8 protein-coding genes are annotated in these 13,060 nt (G+C 50.1%); all 8 read left to right on the forward strand.

What is annotated here, in order from left to right; all coding sequences use genetic code 11:
* Window positions 1-94 precede the first annotated feature (94 nt).
* Window positions 95-1,561: a RagB/SusD family nutrient uptake outer membrane protein gene (locus D3H65_RS00910; RefSeq protein WP_119048456.1), complete on the forward strand. Its 1,467-nt coding sequence runs from the start codon at window positions 95-97 to the stop codon at window positions 1,559-1,561.
* Window positions 1,562-1,645: 84 nt separating this feature from the next.
* The gene (locus D3H65_RS00915) at window positions 1,646-4,741 is read left to right on the forward strand and encodes a SusC/RagA family TonB-linked outer membrane protein (protein ID WP_119048457.1); all 3,096 of its coding nucleotides are present in this window, start codon (window positions 1,646-1,648) and stop codon (window positions 4,739-4,741) included.
* 22 nt (window positions 4,742-4,763) lie between these two features.
* A complete protein-coding gene (locus D3H65_RS00920) occupies window positions 4,764-6,611 on the forward strand; it encodes a RagB/SusD family nutrient uptake outer membrane protein (protein ID WP_119048458.1) in 1,848 nt (615 codons plus the stop codon).
* A 145-nt stretch (window positions 6,612-6,756) separates the two neighbouring features.
* Window positions 6,757-8,406, forward strand: a complete 1,650-nt coding sequence (locus tag D3H65_RS00925) for a sialidase family protein (RefSeq protein WP_245999655.1) — start codon at window positions 6,757-6,759, stop codon at window positions 8,404-8,406.
* Window positions 8,407-8,544: 138 nt separating this feature from the next.
* Entirely contained in the window at window positions 8,545-9,480 is a 936-nt protein-coding gene (locus D3H65_RS00930; RefSeq protein ID WP_119048460.1) for a dihydrodipicolinate synthase family protein, read from the forward strand.
* Between the two features lie 47 nt (window positions 9,481-9,527).
* Complete coding sequence (locus D3H65_RS00935; RefSeq protein WP_119048461.1) at window positions 9,528-10,670, forward strand: sialidase family protein; 1,143 nt, start codon at window positions 9,528-9,530, stop codon at window positions 10,668-10,670.
* Between the two features lie 163 nt (window positions 10,671-10,833).
* Window positions 10,834-11,973, forward strand: a complete 1,140-nt coding sequence (locus D3H65_RS00940; protein WP_119054339.1) for a sialidase family protein — start codon at window positions 10,834-10,836, stop codon at window positions 11,971-11,973.
* 108 nt (window positions 11,974-12,081) lie between these two features.
* Window positions 12,082-13,023: a dihydrodipicolinate synthase family protein gene (locus D3H65_RS00945; RefSeq protein ID WP_119048462.1), complete on the forward strand. Its 942-nt coding sequence runs from the start codon at window positions 12,082-12,084 to the stop codon at window positions 13,021-13,023.
* Window positions 13,024-13,060 lie beyond the last annotated feature (37 nt).

A 13,060-nucleotide genomic window follows, 5' to 3' on the forward strand; every position in this document is an offset into this window, starting at 1 on the left:
CGTCCATGGCCACGAGCAAAGGGCTAACAGCTAAAAGCTAAAAGCTAACTCCCAAAGGCTAAGAACTTCATTCAAAACAAAAAATATTCAGGATATGAAAAATATTACAGGAATAACCATCTTGCTCATCAGCGTGCTGCTGGGTAGTTGCGATAAATTGCTGGAGGTAGATCCCCAGTCCACCATTACTGAAGAAACCTATTGGCAGAATGAGGGTGATTTTGAGCCCTACGTTACAGGCATCTATACCTATATGCGCAGCTTTGCCAACAATACCACCTATGGCACAGAAAGGGGAGAAGAATTGGTATCTGCGCTCAACTCCCGCTTTGGCGTAGCCTGGTCACAGACCATTTCCCCCTCTTCGGGCGCCATCAATTACAATGACTGGTACAAGGCCATCGGCCATTGTAACCTGCTGCTGGAAAAAATAAAAGGATTTGCTTTTGCTTCCAATCCTGACACGCGCAAGCGGATCATCGCAGAAACGTATAGCTTGCGTGCCTACTGCTATTTCCATTTAACACGCATTATAGGCGACGCTCCCCTGATGCTGCAGGCGGTGGTAGATGAAAATGTGCCCCTGCTGCCCCGCTCCAGTGCGGCCGATGTGGTGAAGCAGATCAGGAAGGACCTTGATTCTGCTATCAACCTGTTTAGCTCCATGAGCAACTTCAATGCGAAGACCTATCCCTCCAAATACCGTTTTGCTTATGGTTCGGCCCAGGCGCTGAAGGCAGATGTATGCCTGTGGAGTGGTAAAGTAACGGGCGGTGGCGATGCTGCTTTCAATGATGCCATTACAGCCATCAATGAAGTGGAAGCTTCAGGCGTGACCCTCAATACCGATTTTAAAAATGTAACAGGTGTGCGTGCCGGCGCCAATTCTGAAGTAATCCTGGCGGCGTATTACCTGCGTGATGAAAGCGGTACCAACTATGCATTGAATGCATTGCCTTACCTGCTGGGCGTACAGGGAGCTTTGAACCTCGACAGCTTGCCCTGGGTAGCAGCGGTGGGTAATGGACAGGGCGCCTACCAGATCAGCCCCAAATCCAAAGCACTGTTTGATGCCTTTCCCAACGACAAACGCAGACCCTATACCTGGATCACCGAACGGCAAAGCTCCGGCCCTAAAATATCCTGGATCACCAAATATCCAGGCACCAAATACCCTGATGACCGCATCTCTGATAATGACATCCTTATTTACCGGCTGGCTGATATTTTCCTGCTGAAAGCAGAAGCCTATGCCGCCTTGAATAATACCAGCGATGCCATTATTTATCTAAACAAAGTACGGGCACGTACAGGCAATGGCGATTACACAGGCGCCACGGATAAAGTGACCGTAGAGAAAGAAATACTGAATGAAAGAGGCCGTGAACTGTTCTTTGAGAACAAACGGTGGTTTGACCTGGTGCGCTTTCATAAAGGCGGCACGATCAACGTATATACCTATGTGCCCAACCTGGTGGGGAAAACTACGCCTTTGTTCTGGCCACTGAATACGACGGTATTGGCCAATAACAATCAACTTATTCAAACTGACGGGTACTAAAAGAATACAGAATCCAGTATATAGAATACAGAATTGAATACAGTATCTGCGATTGAACCCCCCCAACCTACATAACTGACCGCTATGACTTACAAAACTGCTTTTAAATGTACGGTCCTGCTCCTGATGCTTGCTTGTTGCAGCCTGTCAGGTTACTCACAGGACCGTATTCTACAGGTAACCGGTAAGGTTACCGATGAGCTGGACCATGGTTTGCCTGGCGCCAGCATTAAGATCACCGGCACTAAGATCGTAACAGTGACCGGTTCCGATGGGCAATACCGTATTATGGTAAGTCCCACGGACTCCCTGGAGTTTTCTTTTACCGGTTACAAAACCGAATTGTTGGCTGTGCGCAACCGGGTAGACCTGAGTGTGAAACTGACGCCGGTAGCCGGCGGCCTCAACGAGGTAACGGTGATCGGCTATGGTCAACAGAAAAAAGTAAGTGTGATCGGCGCCCAATCGACGGTAACACCGGAAGACCTGAAATTGCCCGCCAGGGATATTGCAGGCATGCTGGCCGGCCGTATTTCCGGTATCATTACCACCTCCCGGGGTGGTGGCCCGGGCCAGGACAATGCCAGTGTGCTGGTGCGCGGGGTGGCTACCTTTGGTACCAGCACCCGTACGCCCCTGATCATTATCGATGGAGTACCCGACAGGAGTTTTAATGATGTAGACCCGGAAGATATTCAAAACTTCACGGTACTGAAAGATGCCGCTTCCACGGCGGTATATGGAACCCGCGGCGCCAATGGCGTTATTCTGATCAATACCAAAAGAGGTGTGGCCGGTAAGCCTGCTGTGAATGTGGAAGTGAACCAGGGTATTACACAGTTTGTGCAGGTACCTAAGTTATTGGATGCGCCCACCTGGATGGAGACCTACAACGAGGCACTCAAAACAAGGGGCCGTGATGCTTTCTATACAGATGAAAGGATTGCCCTGCACCGCAATGGTACCGACCCCGATCTGTATCCCAATACAGACTGGTACAAAGAATTGTTCCGTGACTTTGGTCTTACCCAGCGCGCCAATGTGAACATCAGCGGCGGTTCGGAAAAAGCCAATTACTATATCTCTGCCGGTTACTACGGCGAAACAGGACTGCTGAAAACGCAGCCGGAAAGAAGTTATGATACCAAGACCTACTATCGCCGGTACAACTTCACGGCCAATATCGGTGTCAGTGTTACCAATACCACCAAGCTGGACCTGGGTATTGCTACGATCATCGATCAGCGCAACGGACCTTATGATGGCTCCAACAATCCCCAAAACGGTGCGTTTGAACAATCCTTAAGGGTGCCTTCGCATATTATTCCTGCCCGGTATTCCAATGGGGATTGGTCATCCACACCCGACGGACGCAGCAGTCCTGCCCGTATCATCTTTGGTATTGGGGCCGGCAATGAATATTCTGCTACCCTGCGGCCCAATATCCGCGTAAAGCAAGAGTTGAGTGCGCTCACGAAGGGGCTGTCTGTATCCGGACTGTTCTCCTTTGATGTATATACGGATGCGCTGGTAGCTACTACCCATGCTTCGCCTACTTTCTATGCAGAAGGTCGGGATGCCAATGGCAAGCTGATCACCCGCCAGGTAAATACGAGCAATGATATCCTTTCCTTTGCTTCTGCCCGCAGCAGCAACCGCCGTATGTATACGGAGGCTTCGCTGAACTATGGCCGTACTTTTGGCAAACATGAAGTGGGCGGCTTATTCCTGTTCAACCAGTCGGAATACGTAGATGGCAATGCCACTACTTTTACCACGGCAGTTCCTTTCCGCAACAGGGGCTTGACCGGTCGTGCTACCTATGGATATGACAGCCGTTATTTTGGTGAGGTGAACTTTGGTTATACAGGTTCTGAGAACTTCAGTCCTGATAAACGTTTTGGTTTCTTCCCCTCCTTTGGTGTGGGCTGGCTGGTATCGAACGAAAAATTCTTCGAGCCGGTAGCAGATGTACTGAACTATTTTAAAGTAAGGTATAGTTATGGTTTAACGGGTAATGGTGGTTTTGCTACCCGCTTCCTGTACCTGAGCCAATTGAGCAAGGCCACCAATGTGTACCAGTTTGGTACGCCTACCTCTCTTTCTCCCAGCTATGGGGGGTATTCTGAATCTCAGATCGCCACTGATCCTTCCTGGGAAACTTCTTACCGTCACAACCTCGGTATAGAAATGAACTTCCTCAACAATGGCCTGAAGATGGTGCTTGAACTGTTTCGTGAAATGCGGAAAGGCATCCTGAGGGCCGATCAAACGATCCCTTTAACATCGGGCTATGGCGGTGTAAACCCCACGCGTAATATTGGTATCGTACTGAATAAGGGTATTGACCTTACGCTTTCTTACAACAAGGCGTTCAGCAAAGGCCGCTGGATCAATGTGACCGGTACGCTCACGTACAACAACAATACGAATATGGAAGACGGCCTGCCGCCGCAACCTTATCCCTGGATGCAGTGGAAAGGCAAAGAAGTGGATGCCAAAGAATTGTACACGAACCTGGGCTTGTTCCAAAGCCAACAGGATATTGATACCTCTGCTATACAGAGCGGCGATACCAGGCCCGGTGATATCAAATACAAAGACCTGAACGGTGATGGCGTGATCAACAACTTTGATGTATCGCGCGTGAATGTATCGGGTACCCCTAAACTGATGTATGGTATCAATATATCTGTTGGCTACAAAGGGTTTGATATCGGCGCCTTTGTGCAGGGCACCGGTAAGGTATGGCTGCTGTATGGCAGCGGTGATGGCACCTTCCCCTTTGGCAGTGGCGCCAACAGTCCCAACCTCTATGCAATCGTCAACGACCGCTGGACAGAAGCCAACCCGAACCCGAATGCATTTTATCCAAGGTTGACGACGAACCAGGACCCCAATTCAAACTTTTTGGTGAGTGACTGGTGGTTGAAGCGGGCAGACTTTGTGCGGCTGAAGAGTGCTGAGTTTGGGTACACGCTTCCTGCAGGAAGGGTAAAAAAGATGGGTATCAAGAACCTGCGCATCTATGTGAATGGCACCAACCTGATCACGATCTCCAAGTGGAAATTCTGGGATCCTGAACTGAATGATACGGGTACCAGCTCCACTACGATCACCCGGGGCGGATTCTATCCGAATATCAAGGCGTTCAACTTTGGCGCAAGGGTTACTTTTTAATGATCATACTTAAGCAATTGAAATGAAGAAGACCAATCTATATACTACCGCTATGATCCTGTTATTGGGAGCTGCCACGCTAGCGCCCATGGGATGTACCAAGGGATACTTCGATGCGGTACCCAAGGACCTGGTAGATGTAAATGCTATATTCAAGAATAAAACAGAAACGGAGAACTGGCTGGCGGGCATTTATGGCAAACTGCTGGACCCCTGGGGTACAGCTGCCAGTTCGGCCCGTTATTTTGCTGCCTGGAGTGATGAGATGGACCTCAATACACCTTCGGCCCAGGCTACGAATGCATTAAGCGGGGTAACGGCGGGTGTAAACATATGGACGGCCAATTACCAGGGTATCCGCCTGGCAAATATATTCATGGCCAATGTAGAGAATCCTCAAAGTAATATACTGGATGAGCCCAATGGTGCGGCGCTGGTACAACAATACAAAGGCGAAGCCCGTTTCCTGCGCGCTTACTTTTACTGGACACTCATGAAATTGTATGGCCCGTTGGTACTGGTAGGGGATAAGATCGGTGAGGTAGATGACAATTACCAGCAAGCCCGCAATACCTGGAGTGAGTGCATCAGTTATGTATTGTCGGAAATGGATGCCGCCAAAGAGCTGGTGCCTGAGAGGCATACCGTAGCCGCTACGGGTGCGGATGATCTTTCACAAACGGGCCGCATCAACAAGCTGATCATTGAGGCCGTGAAATCACAGATCACTTTGTACGATGCCAGTCCGCTGTTCAATGGCGATGCCGCCATGGCGAATTTCAAGAACAAAGATGGACAGGGATTGATGAATACCAATTACGACGCCACCAAATGGGACAAGGCGGCCACTGCTGCCAAAGAAGCGATTGACCATGCTATTACTTATGGCAAGAAGCTCTTTAAAGTAACGAATGCGGATGCATTTCTGGCGGCTTTCAATACCCACCGCGACCTGTACCTCACGGGCTGGTCGGATGAAGGCATCTGGTTGCGCACGGTGACGGGATACCAGGCCTGGGAAGTAGATGCGGCGCCACGCGCCGCCAACGGCACCACCACCAACTCCAACCTGACACCGCCCCAGGAAATGGTAGACAAATTCCGCATGCTCAATGGAAAAAGCATCAATGAAGCAGGCAGTGGTTATACGGAAACAGGCTTTACGGCTACTGCTAAAACCAATTTTTATGTAGCAGGCACTTCCAATATGTATGTAGGCCGTGAACCTCGCTTTTACAACGCGATCACCTTTAACGGCTCAACAGTTCCCTTTGTGGCCAAGACGGGGCAAACGCATGTGCAGTTCTGGCCAACTGGTAACTCCGGCAATGGCGGTGGCAGTGAAGTACGTTATCCGCGGACGGGCTACCTGGTACGCAAGAATACCAACCCGGCCAGGAACCTTTCCAACAATGCCGGTAATGTGGTGCGCCCGGCCATGTATATCCGGTTGGGAGAATTATACTTAAATTATGCTGAGGCATTGAATGAATCCAATCCCGGTCATGCTGATATCCTCCTCTACCTGAATGCGATCCGTACCCGGGGCGGTATTCCTGCTCTGGCAAGTGGATTGTCACAGGCTGAGATGCGCGCGCAGATCAGGCTGGAGCGGTGTATTGAACTGGCTTATGAAGGTCATCGTTTTTATGATGTACGCCGCTGGAAAAATGCCAACCAGCCGGAAGGTCGTCAGGGTGGTGATTTTACGGGTATGAGTGTATTGACAGGCGCCAGTTTGAATGATCCTGCTTTTTATGTACGGATCAGGACTTCAACGCGTGCCTGGGATGACAGGTTCTATTTCTTCCCGCTGCCGCAAAGTGAGTTGAACAGGAACCAAAAGATGGTGCAGCCGCCGGGGTATTAGGACGGCAAACGGCAATCGGGAATCGGCAATCTTTTGCTTCGACGTTTTGCTTCGATCAGTAAAATAACTAAAAATATATTCCGTGCTTAAGAAAATAATCCTTGATCCCCTACGCCTTCAAACCACTGTGGCCATTATAATGTGCATGGCATTGCCGTGCATATTATTGGCTGCAGGACCTGGGGTTCAAAAAAATCCTTACGGAGAGGAGCTGGTATTTACACAACAACAATACCAGGTGCCGGTGCTGATCAAAAAGAAAGACAACCCGGTGTTGCGTATTGTGATCCATAATACAGGACAGCAGGTATCTTTTACAGATGGGTTCCAGTTGAACCTGACTGGCACGACTGACCTGAAAGATATCAGACAGGTAAAATTGTATTACGCAGGCAATGACTCCTCATTCACCAATCTCAGTAATATTGGTAAAATGAAATTATTGGGTAGTAAAGATCGCCTTTCAACTATTATGTGGGTTGGTGATCAGCAGGAGTTGAGCATAGGAACAAATGTTTTCTGGGTATCGGTAGAACTTAATGACAAAGCCGATCCTTTACACAAGGTATTTATTCGTGCCATTGCTTCCATGCAAGGGCATCAAAATCCGGTAGCAATACCCCGGATGGAAGGGGTGCCTTTGCGTATTGGTTATGCCCTTCGCCAACATAACGAGGATGGCGTTCACACCTATCGTATTCCCGGACTGGCTACGGCCAAAGACGGCTCTTTACTGGCTATCTATGATGTACGCCGTGAAAGCGGTCGTGACCTGCAAGGCAATATAGATATCGGCCTGAGCCGGAGTACAGATAAGGGCAATAGCTGGCTGCCGATGCAGATTGCCATCGATATGGGCAAATGGGGCGGCCTGCCGGAAAAGTTCAACGGGGTATCGGATGCCTGTATACTGGTGGATAAAAACACGGGTCATATTTTCATTGCGGGCCTGTGGATGCATGGGGTATTGAATGCACAGGGCAAATGGATAGAAGGATTGAACGAAGACAGCACGGCCTGGAACCACCAATGGCGCGACAAAGGATCGCAGCCAGGTTTTGATGTGAAACAAACAGCGCAGTTCCTGGTCGTGAAAAGTGAGGACCATGGCAAGACCTGGGGGCAACCGGTCAATCTTACCACGATGTGTAAACAAGCAGATTGGTGGTTGTGGGCTCCGGCACCGGGACAAGGTATTACGTTGCAGGACGGCACGCTGGTATTTCCCACGCAGGGGCGTGATAAAACGGGTAAGGCATTCTCTACTATTACCTACAGTAAAGATGGTGGCCAAACCTGGAAGACGGGCCAGCCTGCTGAACGCCTGTCTACCACCGAGAACATGGCCGTAGAATTATCCGATGGCAGCATCATGCTGAACATGCGTTCCAATAAGAACAGAACAGATACAGGCAGCACCAATGGAAGAGCCATTGCTGTTACCCATAACCTGGGTGACAGCTGGGAGCAGCATCCCTCTTCCCGTGGCGGCCTGATAGAGCCCACTTGTATGGCCAGCATCATTCGCCATGATTATGTGGAGAAGGGGAAGAGGAAGTCGGTACTGCTTTTCTCCAATCCGGATTCGAAAACAACCCGCCACCGTATGACGATCAAAGTGAGCTATGACGATGGTAAAACCTGGGTAGACAGTAAAAAAATATTGCTGGATGAAGGAAAGAGCCGGGGCTATTCCTGTCTTACCAGCATCGACAACAGTACCATTGGCATCCTGTATGAAAGCAGCATGGCCGATATGGTATTTCAGCAAGTGAGTTTGAAAGAGTTGTTGTAGTTGAAGAGCCGGCAATCGGCAATCGGCAGTCGGCAGTCGGCAATCGGCAGTCGGCAATGTGAGTGCGTAATTAAATAGTACAACGAGACGATGTAGCACGCCTGGTAGCGATGGTGCCGGAAAATAAAAATTAAATGAATGCTTACAGCAAGAACACTTAGAGGAAACTGGGCTACCTTGTTACTGCCCATCAATGCGGATGAAAGCATTGACTATGCAAGACTGGAAGAAGAATTGGACCGTATGATCCTGGCAGTGCCGGATGGCGTGTATTCCAATGGTACGGCAGGTGAACTGCACAACCAAACGGAAAAGGAGTTTGATAAAGTGCAGGAGATCATGGCGGCCAAATGCCAGGCGGCAGGTGTACTTTTTCAAATAGGGGCCAATCATCCATCGCCCTTGGTATCCCTGCAGCGCATGCAAAGAATGGTAGCGCTGAAACCGGCTGCCTTCCAGGTGATCCTGCCCGATTGGGTAACCACGGGTCCGGGAGAACAGGTGAGCTTTTTGCAAAAGATGGCAGAAGCCGCCGATGGCATTCCCCTGGTATTGTACAATCCGCCACATGCCAAAAAAGTATTGCATCCTGCTGAGTATGGACGCTTGCAGGAGATAGTACCTTCCTTAATCGGTATCAAAGTGGCTGGTGGTGATGCGGCCTGGTACGATGAGATGCGGGTATATGCCAATAGTCTTTCTGTATTTGTGCCCGGCCATTTCCTGGCCACAGGTGTGCAGGAAGGTGTGGCTGCCGGCGCTTATTCTAATGTGGCCTGTATCAGTCCGCAGGGCGCGCAATGGTGGTGGCGGCTGATGCATGCGGACCTGGCCAAAGCGCTGGACGTACAAAAGCGGATCCTTCAATTTTTTGATACTTGTATCGTACCTTATAAGAATGCGGGATATTCCAATCCTGCGCTGGATAAGTTTTTGGCAGCAGTAGGTGGATGGGCCAATATCGGCACACGCCTGCGATGGCCTTATAAATGGATACCGGAAGAAGAAGTATCGGGGGCGAGCGTTGTGTGTAGAAAATTATTGCCGGAGTTTTTTGAAGGAGAAAGGAGTTAGCCGTTAGGCATTAGCTTTTAGCAATTCGCAATCAGGTAAAATTTTGCATGATAAAAATAACGATCATAGGGTGTTTGTTGGTGTCGGCTATGTGCGGATGCAAAACGGGTAAGCAGGTGGCAGCACAGTCTGTATTGCCTGCAGGGCCTGTCACTACGGTGGTATTTGAACCCGCGGGTGAATATGCGGCCATGCGTATACCTGCCCTGGTGCTTACGCAGAAAGGTACCCTGCTGGCTTTTTGTGAAGGCAGGATCGGCAGTGCCAGCGATACCACGGATATGGATCTGCTGCTGCGGCGCAGCACGGATGGCGGGAAAAGCTGGGAACCAACGGTAGTGATCGCTGCCCGTCAAACAGGCGCTACCAGTAATCCTACCCCCATCGTAGACCGGGATGGTACGATCCACCTGCTCTACCAGCGTCAATATACCCATGCCTATTATACCAGATCAACGGATGATGGTAAGACCTGGCGTGCTGCTGCTGACATTACGTATGCCTTTGATGCTTTCAGGCCTGAGTATGCCTGGCAGGTATTAGCGCCGGGACCGGGTCATGCCATTCAGTTGAACAATGGCCGACTGCTGGCGCCGGTGTGGCTGCGCACTCCTAAAGAGATCATTCCGCAAAGAACGTATCGCGTAGCGGTTATCTATAGTGATGATGCAGGCGCTACCTGGAAACGGGGTGCGATCCTGCCCGATGTGCCGGCAGTAAGAAATCCCAATGAATCGATGGCGGTGCAACTGGAAGATGGGCGGGTAATGATGAGTATCCGCAACAATGCTCCTGCGCGGCGCCGTGGTGTAAGTTATAGCACTGATGGTATCAGCAACTGGACAGTGCCGGTAGCAGAAGAGGAGTTGTTTGAGCCGGCATGTATGGCCAGCATCATCCGCGCCAGCCATGCAAAGAACGGCGGCAAGAACCGGCTGCTTTTCGTGAACCCGGATAGTCGCGACCTGCCCAAATATCCGCGTAAGAACCTTACGGCCAGGATCAGTTATGATGAAGGGGAAAGCTGGCCTGTACGCAAAGTGATCGATACAGCTTTAGCCGGTTATTCTGATCTGGCGATAGATAATAAGGGCACGGTGTATTGTTTGTATGAAGCCAATACGATTGGAAAAGGATGGAACTATAGTATCGTGATGAAAAAATTTACGATTGACTGGATAGAAATGTGAGTGGGGAAGGCGTGAGCGTGCGTTTGCTTCGATAGCAGATTTCTCACTACGCTGCGCTACGTTCGAAATGACAAAAGGGGGATGGAACTCCGTTCGAAATGACAGTGTGGAGGGGTTGTGTTCGAAATGACAAAGAAACAGGCATTGCCACTAAATGTATATTATGAAAAACCCATTGATATTTATTTTATTGGTAACAGGAGCCTGGACCTGGGCCAGCTGCAAGACCGGAAAGGTGAATGCCGGTAAACAGGCTCCGGAAACAACCATTGTATTTGAACCGATGGCTGGTTCCTATGCTTCCATGCGTATTCCGGCGCTGGTGCTTACGAAGCAGGGCAGCCTGCTGGCTTTCTGTGAAGGCAGGATCGGCACGGCCAGTGATTGGGCGGAAATGGATATGCTGATGCGGCGCAGCACCGATGGTGGCAAAACATGGGAACCGATGGTGGTGATAGCAGCCCGCCAGGGACCTATGCCCACCAGCAATGCTACGCCCATTGTAGATGCCGATGGCACTATTCACCTGCTGTACCAGCGGGGCTATGCCAACGCCTATTACACGAAGTCAACGGATGATGGTAAAACCTGGAGCCCGGCTGCAGACATCACTTATGCTTTTGATGCGTTCAGGCCTGAATACAACTGGCAGGTGCTGGCGCCCGGACCCGGCCACTCCATCCAGTTAAAGAATGGCCGTTTGCTGGTGGCAGTATGGATCTGTGATCCTGCGAAATTATTGCCGCATAAAAGTCATTACCCTTCCCGCATAGCCACCGTTTACAGTGATGATACAGGCAGGACCTGGAAGCGGGGAGCGATCCTGCCAGATGGGGTGATCAAGAACCCCAGTGAAACGATGGCGGTACAACTGGAAGATGGCCGGGTGATGTTGAATATCCGCCATTCAGGAGACAGTCATCGCCGGGGAGTGAGTTATAGTCCCGATGGCATTAGCCAATGGACAGATCCTGTACTGGACACTGCCTTGTATGAACCTGTTTGTATGGCATCCATCATCCGGTTCAACGACAAGGGTAAGAGCGGTTTGCTGTTCACCAATCCCGACACGCGTAATGCTCCCAAACCTCCCCGTAAGAACCTTACGGCCAAATTGAGTTATGATGAAGGTAAAACATGGTCTATACAGAAAGTGATCGATACCTCTTTCGCCGGTTATTCTGATATCGCGGTTGGCAAAGATGGTACGGTGTATTGTCTGTATGAGACCAATACGGTGGGCACCGGATTCAATTATAGCCTGGTGCTGAAGCGGTTTACGATCGATTGGATCAAGAAATAGCTGTGAGCTGCGAGCTGCGAGCGAATACAGCGCCGGTTTTGCTCGCAGCTTCTTCACAAAGAATTGCTAAGCATTCAAATAAAGCATAATTAAGTTAAAATAAATAACATGATGAAAATTGAAGGATTGATCGCAGCGACGTTTGGGGCATTTCACGAAGATGGTTCATTAAACCTTAGTCCTATTCCAGACCTGGTAGAAAAACTGATCAAAGACGGCGTAGCCGGTGTATTTATTTGCGGCACCAATGGCGAAGGTCCCAACCTTACCGTTGAAGAACGTATGACCGTAGCAGAAGCTTATGTAAAAGCAGTTAATAAGCGGGTATTGGTACTGGTGCATGTAGGGCATCCTTCCATTGCCGAGTCGAAGAAGCTGGCTGCCCATGCTGCCAGTATTGGGGCCGATGCTATTTCAGCCGTAGCAGCTTTTTATTTTAAACCTGGCTCGGTACAGAACCTGGTGAACTGTATGGCGGAGATCGCTTCCGCAGCGCCCTCCCTGCCTTTCTATTATTACCATGTGCCTGCACTTACGGGGGTAGGTATGGATATGATCGATTTCCTGCGCCTCAGTGAAGGTGTGATCCCCAACCTGGCGGGTATTAAATATACAGCCGTTACCATTTTTGAATACCAGGCTTGCCTCAACTATAAAAACGGCAGATACAATATCCTGTACGGCTATGATGAAATGCTGTTGAGTGCGCTGGCTGTAGGGGCGGGTGGTGCTATTGGCAGTACCTATACCTTTGCAGCGCCTTTGTACCTGAAGGTGATGGCCCTGTTCCGGGAAGGCAAGCAGGAAGCAGCACAGCAGTTGCAATTGAAGCTGGTAGAAATGGTGCGTTGCCTCCTGAAATATTCCCCCATCCCTGCCCAGAAAGCGATCATGGAAATGCTGGGATATACCTTAGGGCCCTGCAGGCTTCCCCTGGTGAGTCTCACCAAACAGGAAGCAGCCGCTTTGAAAGTGTCTTTACAGGAAGTGGGCTTCTTTGAAGAGCTGGAGAAATATACAGCAGGCCGGAAGCAGGAGGTTTCTGCCTAGCGAATGTTTCTTTGGTGATGCTGCTTCGCAAGGGCAG

The sequence above is a fragment of the Paraflavitalea soli genome, assembly GCF_003555545.1.
In the GTDB taxonomy this organism is placed as follows: domain Bacteria; phylum Bacteroidota; class Bacteroidia; order Chitinophagales; family Chitinophagaceae; genus Paraflavitalea; species Paraflavitalea soli.

Bases quoted from the DNA above. Each gene is read 5' to 3' on its own strand.
- D3H65_RS00915 (WP_119048457.1), top strand. From the start codon at position 1,646: ATGACTTACAAAACTGCTTTTAAATGTACGGTCCTGCTCCTGATGCTT.
- D3H65_RS00930 (WP_119048460.1), top strand. From the start codon at position 8,545: ATGCTTACAGCAAGAACACTTAGAGGAAACTGGGCTACCTTGTTACTG.
- D3H65_RS00945 (WP_119048462.1), top strand. From the start codon at position 12,082: ATGATGAAAATTGAAGGATTGATCGCAGCGACGTTTGGGGCATTTCAC.
- D3H65_RS00920 (WP_119048458.1), top strand. From the start codon at position 4,764: ATGAAGAAGACCAATCTATATACTACCGCTATGATCCTGTTATTGGGA.
- D3H65_RS00940 (WP_119054339.1), top strand. From the start codon at position 10,834: ATGAAAAACCCATTGATATTTATTTTATTGGTAACAGGAGCCTGGACC.
- D3H65_RS00910 (WP_119048456.1), top strand. From the start codon at position 95: ATGAAAAATATTACAGGAATAACCATCTTGCTCATCAGCGTGCTGCTG.
- D3H65_RS00925 (WP_245999655.1), top strand. From the start codon at position 6,757: ATGGCATTGCCGTGCATATTATTGGCTGCAGGACCTGGGGTTCAAAAA.
- D3H65_RS00935 (WP_119048461.1), top strand. From the start codon at position 9,528: ATGATAAAAATAACGATCATAGGGTGTTTGTTGGTGTCGGCTATGTGC.